The sequence below is a fragment of the Acidiluteibacter sp. genome, from assembly GCF_055129545.1.
The window spans coordinates 18,141-35,428 of the sequence record NZ_JBSRUB010000018.1 but is presented as its reverse complement, the minus strand read 5'-3'; the positions used below and the strand labels follow the sequence as shown (position 1 = coordinate 35,428).

At 34.8% G+C, this 17,288-nt stretch carries 15 protein-coding genes; 7 read left to right on the top strand and 8 right to left on the bottom strand.

Going from position 1 to position 17,288, the window contains the following annotated elements; all coding sequences use genetic code 11:
* Positions 1-45: 45 nt before the first annotated feature.
* The 3 genes from ACTB0X_RS10215 to ACTB0X_RS10205 all read right to left on the bottom strand — a co-directional run bounded on the left by ACTB0X_RS10215 (position 46) and on the right by ACTB0X_RS10205 (position 2,677).
* On the bottom strand, positions 46-966 hold the full coding sequence (locus ACTB0X_RS10215; RefSeq protein ID WP_463024916.1) for a hypothetical protein: 921 nt from the start codon (positions 964-966) through the stop codon (positions 46-48).
* Entirely contained in the window at positions 966-1,829 is an 864-nt protein-coding gene (locus tag ACTB0X_RS10210; protein ID WP_463024915.1) for a hypothetical protein, read from the bottom strand. The genes ACTB0X_RS10215 and ACTB0X_RS10210 overlap by 1 nt, the downstream gene beginning before the upstream one ends.
* A gap of 101 nt (positions 1,830-1,930) precedes the next feature.
* Complete coding sequence (locus ACTB0X_RS10205; protein ID WP_463024914.1) at positions 1,931-2,677, bottom strand: response regulator; 747 nt, start codon at positions 2,675-2,677, stop codon at positions 1,931-1,933.
* Positions 2,678-2,727: 50 nt separating this feature from the next.
* Here ACTB0X_RS10205 and ACTB0X_RS10200 point away from each other — a divergent pair, with 50 nt between their 5' ends.
* The gene (locus ACTB0X_RS10200) at positions 2,728-4,572 is read left to right on the top strand and encodes a tetratricopeptide repeat protein (protein WP_463024913.1); all 1,845 of its coding nucleotides are present in this window, start codon (positions 2,728-2,730) and stop codon (positions 4,570-4,572) included.
* A 46-nt stretch (positions 4,573-4,618) separates the two neighbouring features.
* Here the strand turns inward: ACTB0X_RS10200 and ACTB0X_RS10195 are convergent, their stop codons facing one another.
* Positions 4,619-5,035, bottom strand: coding sequence for a carboxypeptidase-like regulatory domain-containing protein (locus ACTB0X_RS10195; protein ID WP_463024912.1), 417 nt, complete (start codon positions 5,033-5,035; stop codon positions 4,619-4,621).
* Positions 5,036-5,492: 457 nt separating this feature from the next.
* On the opposite strand from ACTB0X_RS10195, the gene ACTB0X_RS10190 reads away from it, so the two are divergent.
* Positions 5,493-7,424: a sensor histidine kinase gene (locus ACTB0X_RS10190; protein WP_463024911.1), complete on the top strand. Its 1,932-nt coding sequence runs from the start codon at positions 5,493-5,495 to the stop codon at positions 7,422-7,424.
* Positions 7,425-7,477: 53 nt separating this feature from the next.
* On the opposite strand, the gene ACTB0X_RS10185 is transcribed toward ACTB0X_RS10190, so the two are convergent.
* Complete coding sequence (locus ACTB0X_RS10185) at positions 7,478-8,191, bottom strand: TerC family protein (RefSeq protein WP_463024910.1); 714 nt, start codon at positions 8,189-8,191, stop codon at positions 7,478-7,480.
* Positions 8,192-8,380: 189 nt separating this feature from the next.
* On the opposite strand from ACTB0X_RS10185, the gene ACTB0X_RS10180 reads away from it, so the two are divergent.
* The 5 genes from ACTB0X_RS10180 (at position 8,381) to ACTB0X_RS10160 (ending at position 14,600) form a co-directional block, all read left to right on the top strand.
* Entirely contained in the window at positions 8,381-8,827 is a 447-nt protein-coding gene (locus ACTB0X_RS10180; RefSeq protein ID WP_463024909.1) for a hypothetical protein, read from the top strand.
* 20 nt (positions 8,828-8,847) lie between these two features.
* Positions 8,848-9,180 (top strand): PadR family transcriptional regulator, encoded by a 333-nt coding sequence (locus ACTB0X_RS10175; protein WP_463024908.1) that lies wholly within the window; start codon positions 8,848-8,850, stop codon positions 9,178-9,180.
* Positions 9,181-9,205: 25 nt separating this feature from the next.
* Positions 9,206-10,846 (top strand): PspC domain-containing protein, encoded by a 1,641-nt coding sequence (locus ACTB0X_RS10170; protein WP_463024907.1) that lies wholly within the window; start codon positions 9,206-9,208, stop codon positions 10,844-10,846.
* 454 nt (positions 10,847-11,300) lie between these two features.
* Entirely contained in the window at positions 11,301-13,733 is a 2,433-nt protein-coding gene (locus tag ACTB0X_RS10165; protein ID WP_463024906.1) for an alpha-ketoacid dehydrogenase subunit alpha/beta, read from the top strand.
* 3 nt (positions 13,734-13,736) lie between these two features.
* Entirely contained in the window at positions 13,737-14,600 is an 864-nt protein-coding gene (locus tag ACTB0X_RS10160) for a bestrophin family protein (RefSeq protein WP_463024905.1), read from the top strand.
* Between the two features lie 8 nt (positions 14,601-14,608).
* Here ACTB0X_RS10160 and ACTB0X_RS10155 read toward each other — a convergent pair whose 3' ends face one another.
* The 3 genes from ACTB0X_RS10155 to ACTB0X_RS10145 all read right to left on the bottom strand — a co-directional run bounded on the left by ACTB0X_RS10155 (position 14,609) and on the right by ACTB0X_RS10145 (position 17,068).
* Positions 14,609-15,928 (bottom strand): DEAD/DEAH box helicase, encoded by a 1,320-nt coding sequence (locus ACTB0X_RS10155; protein WP_463024904.1) that lies wholly within the window; start codon positions 15,926-15,928, stop codon positions 14,609-14,611.
* Between the two features lie 180 nt (positions 15,929-16,108).
* Positions 16,109-16,669 (bottom strand): fasciclin domain-containing protein, encoded by a 561-nt coding sequence (locus ACTB0X_RS10150; protein ID WP_463024903.1) that lies wholly within the window; start codon positions 16,667-16,669, stop codon positions 16,109-16,111.
* Positions 16,670-16,765: 96 nt separating this feature from the next.
* Positions 16,766-17,068: a DUF3817 domain-containing protein gene (locus ACTB0X_RS10145; protein ID WP_463024902.1), complete on the bottom strand. Its 303-nt coding sequence runs from the start codon at positions 17,066-17,068 to the stop codon at positions 16,766-16,768.
* Positions 17,069-17,288: the final 220 nt, after the last annotated feature.

The following is a 17,288-nucleotide window of genomic DNA, read 5'->3' as shown; positions in this document are numbered from 1 at the left end:
CGAAAGTAACTCTCGATCTCTATATTTCCAATGATTTTCAACAATTTAACTCATTAACTGAAAAAATTGATCATCATAAACGCCTTCTAAAATACAAGCCCCTATTACAACTAATTTTTGAGCTTGCGGTAGTGAGTGGAACCATTTTACAACTGCAGGATCACTTTCATCAGTAGCCTCTAGTAGAATGTTATGCAACTTCTTTTCATCAAGCTTTTCTTTTACTCCAATTAATTGATAAACAAACAGATTTATCTGTTCGGGAGTTTGAAAGCTAGATACAATATCTTGAATGGTTAGTTTGTTAGAAATCCTAGTCTTAAGCGTAATCTCCTCTTCATTTAGAAATGAAATTTTTGATTTTTCAACAGTAATTTTTTGAAGTATGTCTTTTGATAATTCTTCTTGATTGTAATTATTACTGGTCGGTATATCAAACCAACAGTTACTGAATGTGTTTCTCTTGATTTGCCAAACTGATTGAGAAACTTCTGTTGAAATCAAGTAGTAAAAGTTATGTTGCGTTGCCAGTTGCATTAATCGAGATAAATCAAAGTCTAATGCCTGCGGATGAATATGGTCTAAAATAAAAATTTTATCAGTCCCATGTTTTGGAAACTCCTTTATAAGACTCAAGTATTCTTTACTGCCATCAAGTTCTAATAAATCTAACTTTTCTTCTAATCTAAGCTTTACTCCAACATATCTAAGCATAGAAGCTATATCGAAAGAGGAAGGCTGATTTACGATCAGTATACGATTAGCATGTAATTTTTCAATAAGTAATTTGATAAAAACTGGAACAGGATAAATCTCTTCTGAATAAGAAGAATAGTTAATGGGAAAGAATAGGCCTTTATTTCCATAGTTAAAGTTGACATCACGTAAAGCAACATATTTAGACTCTATGGCTATATTTTCTGCAACTACGTTAGATTCTAGAATGGTATTTTCTGACTTATCCATTATTTCTTGCTATTTTTTACTTTATTGAAAATTATATCTCGCTCAGCAATGTACTTGCCCTTAATTTTCATATTTCCAAGAATTACAGTATTTGTATCTTTTATTGAGATATTGGAATTGGCTTTCTCTAGGGTTTTAGTTTTAGAAGAACTTTGTGTTTGTAAATGAATCAACAATTGGATGAGAATAATTAGATCATCTTCTGATCCAATCAGGTTCTCTGAATTCAGTTTCTCTTTAACAATAACTAAATCATTCTCTTTGTCAATTAAAAAATAGGGTAAAACTCTTGCTATATAGTCATTAGTATCATTGAAAAATTGACTTAATGAATCTATCTCGGTTTTAAATATTACTTCACTTACAAACCATAGAACGGCTCGGTTAGAAGAGTTCTCTTTTAATAAATTTTGCCAATTGTTAGGATTATACTTCTTCTCTAAAAACTTAAAATTCTGATCTTTACTTTGAGATTTTTCAATATTTTCCTTAATTCTTCCATTGTCAGAATCAGGAAGAAGTAAGAGTACTTTTTTTGTATTTTTTAAAGTTTTGTCAACTAGATCTTTAATTTGATCTATTCTAATTATTAAATCCTTAAATGACTCATACCTGAGGTAGCTAACACAACAATTTAGACAACTCTCTTTAATTTTAATTGTTTCCTTTTTTAAGCCTATAGCCTCCTGTATTCTTATGTTTAGCTTGTATAGGTATTGTCCGTCAGACCTGTCACTTTCATTTTCAACACCATCTTCAATAACTTGTAATAGTTTGACAAGTCCTTCTCGGTTACGAGGGAGGCTTTCCTTTATTAATAAGATATCTAGTAAGAAAGAAATATGTAGTATAGAATATTCCATTGATTTCATATATAATCAACGAAACAATGAATGTCTATTTAATTAAAAAAAAAGTCTTTCTGAAAGGTCTGGTTTTCTTTCTGAATCGCTATTATTTTCCATTAAAGCGTTTGAAATAATTGCAGTAATTTATCCCTGTATTCTTTTCCACCGATAGAGAACTCCTCTCCTAAAACGGTTACTTTACTTCCAGAAATATGCTCAATTTTATTGATATTAATAGCGCAAGACCTGCTAATTTTTATTATGTTTTTCCTTGAATATTCTGAATCATACAGACTCTCCAAAACAGCTTTCATCGGTTTTGAGATTAGAAATTTTGTTGAATCTGTTTTTATTTCGCAATAAGAACCATTCGCTATTAAACACTTGATAGTTTCTAATTTAATTACATTAAGGTCTGAACCAATCTTTAATAAATAGGAGTTATTCAATATTCGACCATTACTTTCAATTTCTTGAAGTTTTTCACTTTTCTTAATCATAGAAACAGCCAACTCAATACTCCTTTTTAGACTGACAACATCAACTGGTTTTGACAAAAATGCATGTGGAAAAGTTGATTTTGCTTTTTGGTAGGTCTCTTCATCAGATTGATCTGTCAAAAAAATAATCGGAACTTCAAACTCATTTGCTAAAATACCAGCCGTTTCTATCCCATCTATTTTTCCTTTTAAGTGGATATCCATTATAGCTAGATCAGGCTTATTTTTCCTAACCTCAGCCACAGCATCACTCCCATTATCAACAATTGCAGAAACACTAAAGCCTAACAATTCAACACAACTTTGAATTTCTTCTGCTACTAAAAAATTATCTTCAACAATTAACAATTGTATACTCAACATCAATAATGTAAATTAGACCACCAATTTAGGGCTTTTTAATAAAGTATGAAATGAAAAAAATACCTGCAACTCTACTTATTCTCTTATTCACATTTTTTCTAACTCAATTTAGAATCTATGCTCAAAGTGCTCTAGAGCTAAAAGAAACAGCATTTAAAGCTTTAAAAGCTAAAGATTATGACAAAGCTCGTACAAACTTTAAACTACTAATTATTCAATATCCAGATAGTACGAACCTATTGGGAATGTGCTACAACAATCTTGGATTTATAGACATACAAGAAGAATTTAATGCAAGAGCAATTGAAAACTTTGAAATGGCACAGAAAGTTTATGAAAATTATGGTGATGATTCATTATTGGCAATATGCTTAATTAACAATGCAAGTATTTTTAAAATTCTTGGTCAATATGACAAAGCAACTTCCTTAGGGATACGTTCATTAAAAATATTCGAACAAAAAAATATGATACAAAAGTCATCTCAAGCATCCAATGTTTTAGGTAATATCTACAAAGAATCAAATAATCTTGAGTTAGCGCTTAAATACCACAATAGAGCTTTCGAATTAGCTAAAGAATTGAACGATTCCATTCAAATAAGTAAAACGCTTAATAATAGAGGTAGTACTTTTTTAGAAATGGAATACTTTAACGAAGCAGCAACTGATTTCAAGCAGGCACTAAAAATTAAGCTACAATTCAAAGATAAAAAGTCTATAGCTAACACATATTACAATTTGGGTGAATTAGAATTTCTTAGATCTAACCTCGATTCATCCATTTATTACTTTAACAAATCCCTAGCAATTAGAGATCGCCTAAGTGACAAAAAAGGAGTAGCTTATTGCTACAATTACCTTGGGAGTATTTATGCCATAAATAAACAATGGGATAAAGGAGTTATATACCTAGACAAAGCCTTAAAACTTGCTTCCTTTTTGAAAATAGATGAACTTCGAAAGACCAACTATAAATTTCAACAAGAGTTATACGAACAACAAGGAGACTTAAAAAAAGCCTTATTTTATTATAAACACTTTGCATCCTTAAGAGACTCTCTTTTAGATCATGAAAAACAAAAAACAATTAATGAATTGGAGATCAAATACGAAGTTGATAAAAAGCAGAAAGCGAACCTCTTACTATCAAAAGAAGCTGAAATTAATTTATTAAAAATTAGCCAACAAAAAGAAAAGACCTCAATCTGGCAGAGAAGTGCAGTTATAGTCGGAGTAATCGCACTACTCATATTCCTATTAGTTGTTCAATACTACAAGCTTTACAACAAAGAGAAGTTACTTAGTGCAAAAGAAAAACAGTTAACTATTGAACAGCATCACCGTATAAAAAACCACCTACAAATACTTGCTGGACTGTTGAGCTTTCAGCAGCGAAAATTAGGCGATGAAGTAGCGAGAGAAATTATACAAGAGAGCAAAAATAGAGTTGCTGTAATTACGTTGCTCCATGAAAGTTTCTATTCAAAAAAAATTACTGAGGACACCACCATCCTATTTAATGAGTATTTGAATCGCATGATTCAAAACTTAGTCATTGTGTTCGGAAAGCAACAAATAGAACTAAAGATAGAACTTGAATCGATTTATTTAGATACCGACAAGGCGCTACCATTGGGATTAATAGCAAACGAAATTATTACAAATGCTTTTAAATACGGGACTAGTAGTGAGAAACCAGTTCTTAAGATTGAAATGTCCGCTGCGAATAATGTATTGAAGCTGGTAATTGCTGATAATGGTTCTGGCATGATTCTTCACAATAAAGAATCTATTGGTTTGGACTTAATCAATCAACTCATAAAGCAAATGGATGGTAAAATTAAAGTGAATTCAGTTAATGGAACCGAATACTCCATTAAGGTTCCAATTTAAAATAAGGAGGAGGTAAAATAACCTCCTCCTTATTGCTAGACTCCATTTAAATCTCAGAAAGCTCTAACTGTATTGAATCACTTGTGGTGTAATTAATAGCTGAGGTCTCCAGGTTTTGATACCCCATAGCACTGGCTTTGAAATAATAATTTCCAGCATTGAGACTAAAAGTAAATTCTCCATAACTATCGCTATACACTGTGTCCAAAGGATTGGAAAATTCTGAGTCGAATACAATTACTCTTACATCTGTAATCGGATCATTGTTGTCATCTTCCGTCAATCCATAAATGATAATAAATTCATCATCATCTCCCCCACCTCCGTCTTTATTAATACTACTAACGAACTCTTTACTAGTTGCATCAATTTGAGTTGGATGTTCTACTGTCTCTTTCTCACAGCTTGTTAATGCAAACATAACTCCAACAAGCATAATCACTTTTATTCTAACATTTTTCATAATATTTAGTATTGGGACCTGCTTCTATTTCCAAGAGAGCATTACTCTCCTATAGGGCTAGAAAGCCAGATCAGGTAAAAAAATTGATTAAAAAATGTGCGGCCGCACAAGCTGGGAAGCTGATGAATAGTCTATTCTCCAAAGAATTATTTTACTTCCCTTTTCTGAGTTGAATAGCTATTCATTAGAATTAGTTGTTTCTTTGACTTTACTTATTCCCTTTCTATGGCTTTTCTATTGTCAATTTGACAAAAGCTTAATAAGTTGTTTCATTCAATTCAACAACGATACAAATATGGTAAGTCTCTATAAAACAACAGCTCCGGAGGACTCCAACAGTCCTCCGGAGCTATTCATAATAAATTCCGATTTTCAATATTCGATCTAACAATTAACTGCTTTTCTATATAAGTTAATTTTCTATCTTTGGTCGCTTTACAATCTTTAATAAGATCAATTGAAAAAGTTCATTCTTCTTTTTACTTTGCTATATTCCCTTTGTGGTTTTTCCCAAGGTGGTAGCCACATCAATGATGCTGTCAAGCTGAACATTAATAAGATCCTTGAGTCAAAAAATATTAAAAACTTAAGTATCACTGAAATTCTTGAACAGACCGAATTGAGCATAAACAAGGTAGGGAATATTACCATCCCCCCTAACGCGACTGAACTTGAGAAAGCATTTTTTATCACCCGAAGAATTCAGCACAATGACAGTCAACTTGTTGCCATAAAGTACTTAAAAACACTGTTGGATTTTGAATGCTACCGAAATGAAGGCGAAAAATTATACCTGAAGTATTTGCTCGCTTCTAGTTTAAACTGGATCGGAGCTCCCATCGTTGCGAACAATTACATCAATGAGGCATTTCCAAAGCTGTTATCCTACATTGATAGCGAATTTATTAAAGGTCACCTCATTGGCTATTATGCCATGTTTATGATTCGACAAGACAGTTTAGAAAAAGCGAGTCGCCTCTATGCCGAAAATCTTGAACGCTATGAGAAATTGGGTGATCAAGAAAAAATATACAGCGGCAGAAATAACTTGGGTTATGTTTATTATTTGCTAAAGAATTATGAAGAAGCAAAAAAACTATATCGAGCCAATCAAATTTCGAATTTCAAAGATTTAAACTTAACGCTCTATGCCTATTCTTTTGGAAATTATGGAGCTATTCTTCATGATGAAATGCAATACGATTCTTCCATCTATTATTTTTATAAAGAGATAGAATTGCTCAAAATGTACCATATAGAGAATGGTTTTGTGAAAATTAATCAGAGTTTGGCCAAAGCGTATGAAGCAATTGGCAACGCAGATTCAGCGCTACACTACTTTAATAATTCAATTTTATTTGCCGAAAAACAAAGCAATTTCAAAGAAGTTGTTGAAGGACTTGAAGGTTTATTGAGAATTTACAGTTCTAGATCAAACAATAGTTTGATAAAAAATACACTGGATAAATACTACCTCTATAACGACAGCTTAAAGAATGAGGTGAGTATGAAAGCAAGTAAAGACGAGGTTCAAGTTTCTCGTTTTTTAGAAATTTTAGCTGATGCTGAAAGGGCACGAAAAACAAACGAACAATTGGAATCCAAAAATAGGGAGCTATTATTTACCACCTTCTTTTTAGTCGTGATCGTTGTGCTACTAATCTTTCTCATTACACTTCGAAATAAGAATCGCAAAAAAATGGAATTGAAAAATATCCAATTGAAAAAAAACAATTCAGCATTGGAGAATTCACACCTCATTATTTCAGAATCTTACAATAAAAATGAATTGCTTTTAAAAGAGCTTCACCATCGAGTAAAAAATAACCTGCAGATAATAAGTAGTCTATTTAGTTTACAACTAAACGCAAAAAATTTAGACGTGAAGACAGCCGAAGTATTTCAAGATGCCAGAAACCGAATTCACTCCATTTCACTGGTTCACAAAAAGCTCTATCAATCCAACAACTTTGAAAAACTTGAATTCAAGGCATACCTGGAAGCTCTTTCTGATGACATTATTGCAAGCCACATTAATAAAGTCTCAGTTGAAATAAAAGCTGACGCTCTCCCGATTTCAATTGAAACAGCTATACCGCTAGGATTGATTTTTAACGAACTACTCACCAATTCATTAAAACACTCCAAATACGCTGACATTTTGAAAGTTATGATTCAGTTCAAACACGAAAAAGATCATGAATGTTTTATATACTCGGATAATGGAGTTGGTGTTCATGACATCGATATGATGTTAGAAAAGGAAGATTCTATTGGGGTTACTCTCATTCATTTATTGGCAGATCAACTGGATGCCACTATTGAATACAAACAGTCATCGGACAAACACAATGGGTTTTGGATAAGTCTCTCTGGTCATTTTTCATAAATCTTGAAGAGATGAAAGCAACAACCGCTATAACCGATGTTTTCAAATGCTTTTTACCCTTTTTTATTTCTCAATCGCTGGTTTAAAAATTCCACCAACAAACTAAATACCAAAGAGAAATAGATGTATCCTTTGGGCACATGAACGTGAAACCCATCTAAAATCAACAAAGTCCCAATCATGATTAAGAAGGACAATGCCAACATCTGAATGGTTGGTTGCTCATTAATAAACTTCGCTATTTTACTCGCAAAAGCCAGCATCACTCCTAGCGAAAGGATAACCGCTGCTATCATTACTGGTAAGTGATCAGACAAGCCCACGGCCGTTAAAATAGAATCAAAAGAAAAAACCATATCCAAAATAACAATCTGAACAATGGCTGCCTTCACCGTCATTCTCTTCCCTTCCTTAACTCCTAATTCTGCTTCATCGCCATTTACTTTATGGTGAATTTCTGTGGTACTTTTTGTCAGTAAAAACAGTCCTCCAGCTATCAAAATTAGATCTCTTACGCTGATGTCCAATTCAAATATGGTAAACAATGGGTTCGTCAATTGCACGATATAAGAGATTCCCATCAACAAAAAGATGCGGATAACGATGGCCAAGATTAAACCAATGTTTCTAGCTCTTCCCTGCTGTTCTTTCGGCAATTTGTCGGCTACGATGGAGATAAAAATAATATTATCAATCCCTAATACGATCTCTAGAAAGGTTAATGTCAATAAACTAATCCAAATCTCCGGCTGTAAAAATATCTCCATGGTTCAATTCAATTTGTTACCAAAATTATAAAAGTGAAGTGATTATTCGTCTCCATTCATCGGATTTCTTTTTCCATTCATCATTCTCGATAACCACTTAACGGAATAAATTAAAAAAATATGGTACTATGTCTTGCATAATACCTTCCTTTAGATATATCTTTGTAAAACATTTATAAACCAATCGAAATGAAAAAAATAGCACTTATACTAATCACTGCCTTTGCAAGTGTTCAGCTAATGGCCTCAGAAGGAAGCAAATCAAATAAGATATTTGAAAGCCTGAAGTCAGAAAATGACTGTTTCAGCATGAGTCTTTCGAAAGAGATCATAGATGCTTTTGACATCGATTTAGACCTAAATGGAAAAGAAAAGTGGGTAACAGGCGACTTTAAAGAAGGTCGATTATTGGTCATTGACGATTACATAAATGGAAGTAATGTAAAAAAAATGTTCCAAAAAGAAGGGTACGAACTCATCGACATGGAGGACGCCAAAGTAGAAAGCAACAACGAAATCTACTTATTGGTGAGCCGTGTTGGAAAAAACATCAGCGAAGCCCATTTCATTGTCACTAGTGAAGACAGCACCGTATTGCTTTCCATTTTTGGAAAGATGAAAGTTGAAAAAAAATAAATTTAAGCTCATTTTAAATTATGAAAATTGAAAATACACAAGCTCAAATGCGAAAAGGTGTCCTAGAATATTGCATTCTATCCATCCTCTCGTCAGGCGAGGCCTATCCTTCAGAGATAATAAATCAACTGAAAGAAGGTAAACTGATAGTAGTAGAAGGGACTTTATATCCCCTACTTACTCGACTCAAGAATGCTGAACTCCTTTCCTACCGATGGGAGGAATCAAAATCGGGTCCACCGAGAAAATATTACCAACTGACAGAAAAGGGCAGTAACTTTTTGAAGGACCTAGACGTCACATGGAGTGACTTGATGAAAGCAGTAGAATTAACCAGAAAACAGAACGCATAACCCGACCAACATAAACCGCAAGAAAATGAACAAAACAGTAACCGCCAATATCAGTGGAATTGTATTCAACATAGAGCTTGATGCATATGACAAGCTAAATAATTACCTCGCCACTATAAAGAAATACTTGGGCAATACAGACAGTCGTGATGAAGTCATGGCTGATATAGAATCACGTGTAGCAGAGTTATTCAAAGAACGATTCAATAATGAGCGCTCTGTAGTTATTCTAAGTGATGTGGATCACATTATCTCAGTAATGGGAGAGCCTGAACAATACTTTGATGGAACAGAAGAGGAAAGTGATTGGACAGAAAATAAAAGCACTGGCTCCGCCAAACAAAAATCAAAACGGATTTTTAGAGATGAAGACGACAAAATAGTTGGTGGTGTTTGCTCGGGTGTAGGCCACTACTTCGGTATCGACCGCATCTGGATTAGAATCGTATTTCTTTTTGCATTTTTCGTTTGGGGCGTTGGTTTTATCCCCTATTTGATTCTTTGGATCGTCATCCCAAAAGCAAAAACTACAGCAGAAAAACTAGAAATGAAAGGGGAAGCAGTTAATGTGGATAACATTAAAAAAACTGTCGAAGATAAATTTAACGACCTGAAAGACTCTTTTAACGGTGAGGGTGCCAAAGATGCTGCCAATTCGCTAAGCGGTGCACTCTCTAAATTATTCGCTTTTATTGGCATGGTGATTCTATTCATTTTAAAGTTTGCGATGAAGTTCTTTGGGCTCATATTTATCATCATCGGAATTTCTATTCTTATAGCACTAACTGCTACACTATTTAATTCAGATGTTGTCACTGTAATTAGCCATAATGAAATTTTCACCATTCCTTCACATGATATTTTAGAGGCGTTAATCGGAACAGGGGTCAACTCTACGTTAGCTTTAATCGCTCTGATTCTAATCGTCGGAATTCCGATGATTGGTTTGATTTACAGCGGAATAAAAATGATTTTCAAATTAAAAACCAACAACTCGGTGATTGGAATTTCAATGGGTGTACTTTGGATTGTCGGTATCATTCTAGCCTCCTATGTGACCATAATTTCATTAAAAGAGTTAAAATCTAGTCAGAAATCACTTTCTAACATAGAATGGACGAGCACTTCTAATATTATCTATTTAAGCGATTTAAATGAATCTGATAATCAATTTAATGACTTTGACATCCCAATGGTTGAAGAAGATTTGTGGATAGAAAACGGAAAAGTATATTTCGACAACTTAGAAGTAGATGTGTTGCCAACACGAGGCGATAAAATAAAAATTATGGTCGAAAAAATATCGAAAGGTTCTAACCGAAAAGATGCAAAAGAGCGGGCAGAAAAAATAGAACTTGTTTATCATATTGAAGATTCAATCCTGAAGTTTAGCCCTTTCATCCATTTTGATTTGGAAGATAAATTCCGAGCTCAGGAAGTAAAGGTGCACATCATGTTACCAGTAGGCGCTAAAATCGCTTTAAAAGAAGGTTCAGAATACATCATCTACGACATTAAAAACGTTGGAAATGAATATGATTTAGACATGATCGGTGAAACTTGGGTGATGTTGAACGAAGGGTTGACTTGCCTGGATTGCAAATTTATAGATGGTGTCAATAGCGCTAACCTCCCTAAGGATTCAGTTACTAATCGTTTGCCATAATTAAAAAACTAAACCCCATGAAAAAGAAGCGAATTACCAAGACAATCACGATCCTATTTTGGTCAATAATTATAAGTTGTTTTATGATTGTTCAAAATAATTTGACTGCTCAAATCTCATCACCAGTTGAAGAGGGTAGGCAAACGGAATCAACAAATCAACCGAAATATATCTTTTTCATTGATTTATTTACGATTAGCAATTTTCAATAACCAATAAAAAAATTAAAGCCATTAAGGAGTAATTTATTCAAATAAAATCCTTAATTTCCCATGTGCCTTTCAGCTGATTAAAAAAACTACAGTTAAACAATTTAGTCAACCTTATCTTATCAGAGGCACATTAAACAGGAGGGTAATCCCCTCCTGTTTTCTTTTTAAACCCATTCGATTTAGCCTTTATAAAAAGCGGTTTTTTTGGTAATTTCGCAAAGCAATTTTTTAAAGATACCACCATGAGCAAAGAGGCGACATTAGATACCCCAGAGCAAAAAAAGATGACTCAAGAAGAATTCAAGAAAGATATCCTAGCTGATTATTCCTTAGCTGTTTTAAGTAGAGAAACCTCTCTTCTTGGTAGACGTGAAGTGCTTACAGGAAAAGCGAAGTTTGGAATTTTCGGTGATGGAAAAGAAGTTCCTCAATTGGCAATGGCCAAGTTTTTCAAAAATGGTGACTTCCGTTCGGGGTACTACAGAGATCAAACCTTCATGATGGCAATCGATCAACTGACGATTCGTTCATTCTTTGCGCAGTTATATGCCAATCCTAGTATAGAGTTAGAACCTGCTTCAGGTGGAAGATCTATGAATGGTCACTTTGCAACTAGAAGTTTAAACGAAGATGGTAGCTGGAAAAACTTAACACAACAGAAAAACTCTTCTGCTGACATATCCCCTACGGCAGGTCAAATGCCACGATTGTTGGGATTGGCCCAAGCTTCTAAAATTTATAGAAATGTAGCTGAGTTGGTAGGAGAAAATAATTTCTCAAACCAAGGAAACGAAATCGCATTTGGAACCATCGGTGATGCTTCAACATCAGAAGGACTTTTTTGGGAAGCAATTAATGCTGCTGGCGTATTGCAAGTGCCCATGGTAATGTCAGTTTGGGATGATGGTCACGGAATCTCAGTTCCTAAAAAATATCAAACCACTAAAGAAAGCATTTCAGAAGTATTGAAAGGGTTTCAGCGCGATGGCAAAGGAAGCAATGGCTTTGAGATACTAAAAACAAAAGGTTGGGATTACGCTCACTTAATGTCCACTTACGAGAAGGCAACAAAAATTGCCCGTGAGGAACACATTCCAGTTTTAATTCACGTGGAAGAAGTAACTCAGCCACAAGGCCACTCTACGTCTGGTTCACATGAGCGCTACAAATCCAAAGAACGATTAGAGTGGGAAACGGAATACGATTGCATCAATCAGTTTGGAAAATGGATTGTATCTAAAGGGATTTCTTCTGAGGAACAATTGAACGAAATAAAAGAAACAGCAAAAAAAGAAGTAAGAGATCAGAAGAAATTAGCTTGGGAAGATTTTATCCAACCCATTAAGGCCGATCGTGATACAGTAGTTGAACTATTGACTAATCTTGCAGGAGAAAGCCAAAAAGGAGAGGCAATTAATGCGCTTATTGCAGAATTGAAAGCAAGCTCTGAACCAAATCGAAAAGAAGTCATTAGCGCTGCAAAAAAAGCACTAAGAATAACAAAGAGCGAGCAATTGTCCTACAGAGCAGCTCTGTTAAATTGGGTAAATGAATCGGCTGAAGTAAATGCAGACAGATACAGTTCTCACCTTTATTCTGCTTCAGCAGACAGTCCGTTGCTTCAAACAGAAGTAAAACCGACTTATGATGAAAATGCAGAGCAGGTAGACGGACGAGTGGTATTGAGAGATAACTTCGAAGTACTATTCAATAAATACCCAAACACGTTAATTTTTGGAGAAGATGCCGGTAAGATTGGTGATGTAAACCAAGGCTTGGAAGGCATGCAGGAGAAGTTTGGCGAATTGAGAGTAAGTGATGTCGGAATTCGAGAAGCAACCATCGTTGGTCAAGGAATTGGAATGGCGATGAGAGGCCTTCGCCCGATCGCTGAAGTGCAATACTTAGACTATTTGTTGTATGCGCTTCAAATTATGAGCGACGATTTAGCAACCTTACAATACAGAACAAAAGGGGGTCAAAAAGCACCTTTAATCGTTCGTACTCGAGGACACCGTTTAGAAGGAATTTGGCATTCAGGTTCTCCAATGGGAACCATCATCAATAGCTTGAAAGGCATTCACATTTGTGTACCAAGAAACTTGACAACAGCGGCAGGATTATACAATACCTTGCTAAAAGGTGATGATCCAGGTTTGATTATAGAACCATTAAATGCCTATAGAAGCAAAGAAAAAATGCCGACTAACTTGGGTGAATTCCAAGTAGAACTGGGTGTTCCTGAAATTGTTTCTGAAGGTAGGGATGTTACTCTAGTGACTTATGGCTCAACTTGCAACTTAGCAGAAGAAGCGGTTGCTCAACTAGCAGCCGAAGGTATTTCTGTAGAATTAATCGACATTAGAACGTTGATGCCTTTTGATAAAAATGGAATGATTGGAGAATCGATCAAGAAAACCAACCGAGTGGTATTTTTAGATGAAGATGTTCAAGGTGGTGCTTCTGCTTACATGATGCAACAGGTGTTAGAAGGTCAGAAAGCCTACTTCAATTTGGATTCTGAGCCAGTTACTTTGGCATCAAAGAATCACCGACCTGCATATGGTACTGATGGAGATTATTTCTCTAAACCGAGCATTGAGGATATTTTTGACACGATTTACAATCTAATGCATGAAGCAAAACCTCAACAGTTTCCTAAAATCTATTCTTAGATAATGGTCTTATACAATCCCAAAGATTGGTGGCGGTTAATTTTTACGTTTCACAAAAGTGATACTTTTAGAAGAACCTTTCCAGGTATAATTGGAGTGGCCATCTATACTGGCCTAATCAATTATCTGGAAAAGGAAATTCTAGCTGTCGAATTTACCAATACACTAAATATTCACTCACTAGTGGGGTTTGTTCTTTCGTTATTGTTAGTATTCCGGACGAACTCAGCTTACGAGCGATGGTGGGAAGGCCGAAAGATTTGGGGCAGTTTTGTCAACAATTCAAGAAACTTAGCACTTAAAATTGATGCAATGATTGCTGATCAAAAGGTAAAAAATACCTTTAGTGTATTGATCAGCAATTACATTTTAGCTGCGAAAGATCATTTGCGAGACAAGGCAGATTATAAAGTATTGCGAGTAACTGAGAAATATCCGCTAGCGTATTATTCGGATTTCAAACACCTCCCCAATGCAATTGCAAAAGCGATGTATCGAGAAGTACAAGAATTGAGAACTACAGGTATTTTAAGCGATGAGCAATTACTTTATCTTAATCTAGAATTAAAGTCATTCACAGATAATATAGGTGCTTGCGAGCGAATCAAAAAAACGCCCATCCCCTTCTCATATAACATTTTTATTAAGAAAGTAATATTCTTGTACGTTTTTACGATGCCAATTGGGTTCGTCCAAACATTTGATTATTGGGCCATGCCGATTGTCGCACTGATATTTTACATATTCAGCAGTATAGAATTGATTGCAGAAGAAATTGAAGATCCATTTGGAGATGACGCCAATGATTTACCTATCAATGACATTTACCTCAACATAAAAGGAAACGTGACAGAAATATTGGAGTAACTCTACTCCTATTTATTCTTACGCTTACCTTTCTTCTTTTTGTATTTACCGAACTTTTCAACTTTATCTCGAATTCCGTAGTTGTAGTCTTTAGAGTTCTTTTCCTTCTTCTTGTGAAAAGCTCCTTTGTTTGGATCATCACTGATTTTAGAAACCTCTTCAACTTCGATTCGTTCAGCGTCACCCTCTATAACTGTTCCAATTGGTAAATCTTCAATGGGCATCGCTATATCCACTGTCTGCTCTATCTTTCGTAGTGTACTTATCTCGTTTTCTGTCGCAAAGAATAATGCCTGAGCATCTTCAGGAGTATTTTCCTGACGGACTATTCGGTTAATAATGCTGTCTTTATCATCTTTTAAGTCAAAATGCACCAGACAAGGAATCGCAGATAAATCTAACGTCTGCTCTAAATCTTCAGTCGCTATAATAAGGACTCTATAAAATTCTACCTCTTTAAAATCTTCTACTGAAGAGACACTTCTTTGGTCAAAAAATGGTGCATTCAACAACACAATCTGACCATCATTTCGTTTGTCTAAACTCTTGTAGACTTTACTAGCATTCAATTTATTATTGACAAACACGACCATCTTTGGATAGGAAGGGGCGTCTCCAACCAATACATTCAGCAAGTTCAATTTGGTTTTGAAGTTTCGAACTTCATATAATACAGGATCAATAATATTGATATCCGCTTCTTTTTGTGCTTTTACTTCGATAAAAGTGGGGAAGTTTAAAAAGTCCTCAATCATATTTTCCACCTTGGGGTGAATCACTTCAGTAAAAACGATGTGCTGACACTTGGCCGGCATATTTTCTCCCAATTGCTTCGTTGAAGTATGCGTTCCCAATCGAGTGATTTGATCCGCTCCATCCACAACAAACATTTTAAGTTGGGTAATGTTAATTCCTGTTTTATAATAAAAAGGTTGAACACGTTCAGGTATTCCTATGACAACATCAACACCTTCAGCTAACAAATCACGTTGAAAGTCAAAATTGCTTCCTTTTCGAATTATTTCTACTCGTAAATCTGTATTGACTCCTAGCTGCTCAAACAACAACACCATCTCCTCCACCTTTTCTTGAGTAGGAACTAAAACTAAGGCCCTTGGTGCATCGCCTTTTGCATAAATCAGTCGAGCAATAACTCCCATAACCACTGCGGTTGTTTTGCCAGTACCTTCAGGACCAATCGCTACAACATCATGACCGCCTACAATACGATTAATTGTATTTTCTTGAATTTCTGTTGGATAATGAGCTCCAATAGCATTCAATGCCAGTTTTAATTGTTTGTTGATTTTTAATGAATCTAAAGACACGGTGGTTTGGATTTTGATTTAGACTTGCAAAATTAAGCAAATCAATTGCCATTCTAATAAATAATAATTTAGTGAGCTTTAGATCTATAATAGATCACAACACACTGAGCTCAAAACAAAAAGAGGAGCGATAATGAATTACCGCTCCTCTCCAAACCTAAAACTATATAAAAATGTAGACTATGATTTTGGCAATACTACTGTATCTACCACGTGAATCACTCCATTGCTTTGGTAAACATCTGCTATTGTCACAGTAGATGCATTCCCGTTTTCATCAACAATAATTACTTTATCACCTTGCATCTTAGCAATCAACTTTCCACCTTGAACGGTAGTTAAAGTCGCTTTTCCTTTTCCATCCTTAATCATTTTGGCCAATGACTTAGAATCCACTTTCCCTGCAACTACATGATACGTTAAAATAGCCGTCAACTTTGCTTTATTTTCTGGCTTCACCAATGTTTCTACTGTGCCTTTTGGCAACTTTTCAAAGGCTGCATTGGTAGGTGCAAACACTGTGAATGGTCCTTCTGATTGAAGTGTTTCAACTAAACCAGCTGCTTTAACTGCAGCAACTAATGTGGTATGATCTTCTGAATTTACAGCATTCTCTACAATGTTCTTCGTTGGAAACATTTCAGCTCCGCCCACCATTTTGGTTTTCTGCGCCATTGATGTTCCACCGATTAATAATAATACTACTGCTGCTGTTACTTTTAAAATTTTCTTCGTTTTCATAATTGTTTGTATTAAATAAAATTTGTTTGTTTTTAATTTATACAACAACTACGAGGGAAGTACAGAGTTCGGATTTATCAACCCTAATAATAAATGTTAAAGCGCTGTTAGCTGTACCTTTAATTTTTTATCAAGATAAAAAGTGCCGAATGGAATCAACGAAAGTGCGAAATAAAGAATTCCCTTTTCTATCGACCACTTCATTAAATATGCCGCGATTATTAATTGAAAAACGTAAGCTACAAACAAAACTCCATGCGCCCATCCTACATATTTTACTAATTCAGGTATTCCTGCCATGTATTTTAATGGCATTGCTATAAATAATAAGACGATGAATGAAATTCCTTCAGCAATTCCAATTTTCCGAAAACGATTTACATGTTTTTTTCGATCCATTTTTTTATGTGCGAAGTTAATTATGCTTTATGATTCAGTTCTAAAAACTAAAAAAATCTTAAAAAGTGCAGCTTAACTAAGAATTTCGACCATTCATCTATTAATTCATTTGCATTATGGAAAAAACATCTTATATTTGAAGCGTCAATGAGTTTAAGAGTAGCTCATTTGATTTAAGTAGTAGGTTTAGTTTTTAGAGCAGCGAGGGGTCGCTGCTCTT

Coding starts and splice junctions, on each gene's coding strand:
- ACTB0X_RS10215 (WP_463024916.1), bottom strand. CDS start 966: ATGGATAAGTCAGAAAATACCATTCTAGAATCTAACGTAGTTGCAGAA.
- ACTB0X_RS10210 (WP_463024915.1), bottom strand. CDS start 1,829: ATGGAATATTCTATACTACATATTTCTTTCTTACTAGATATCTTATTA.
- ACTB0X_RS10205 (WP_463024914.1), bottom strand. CDS start 2,677: ATGTTGAGTATACAATTGTTAATTGTTGAAGATAATTTTTTAGTAGCA.
- ACTB0X_RS10200 (WP_463024913.1), top strand. CDS start 2,728: ATGAAAAAAATACCTGCAACTCTACTTATTCTCTTATTCACATTTTTT.
- ACTB0X_RS10195 (WP_463024912.1), bottom strand. CDS start 5,035: ATGAAAAATGTTAGAATAAAAGTGATTATGCTTGTTGGAGTTATGTTT.
- ACTB0X_RS10185 (WP_463024910.1), bottom strand. CDS start 8,191: ATGGAGATATTTTTACAGCCGGAGATTTGGATTAGTTTATTGACATTA.
- ACTB0X_RS10180 (WP_463024909.1), top strand. CDS start 8,381: ATGAAAAAAATAGCACTTATACTAATCACTGCCTTTGCAAGTGTTCAG.
- ACTB0X_RS10175 (WP_463024908.1), top strand. CDS start 8,848: ATGAAAATTGAAAATACACAAGCTCAAATGCGAAAAGGTGTCCTAGAA.
- ACTB0X_RS10170 (WP_463024907.1), top strand. CDS start 9,206: ATGAACAAAACAGTAACCGCCAATATCAGTGGAATTGTATTCAACATA.
- ACTB0X_RS10165 (WP_463024906.1), top strand. CDS start 11,301: ATGAGCAAAGAGGCGACATTAGATACCCCAGAGCAAAAAAAGATGACT.
- ACTB0X_RS10160 (WP_463024905.1), top strand. CDS start 13,737: ATGGTCTTATACAATCCCAAAGATTGGTGGCGGTTAATTTTTACGTTT.
- ACTB0X_RS10150 (WP_463024903.1), bottom strand. CDS start 16,669: ATGAAAACGAAGAAAATTTTAAAAGTAACAGCAGCAGTAGTATTATTA.
- ACTB0X_RS10145 (WP_463024902.1), bottom strand. CDS start 17,068: ATGGATCGAAAAAAACATGTAAATCGTTTTCGGAAAATTGGAATTGCT.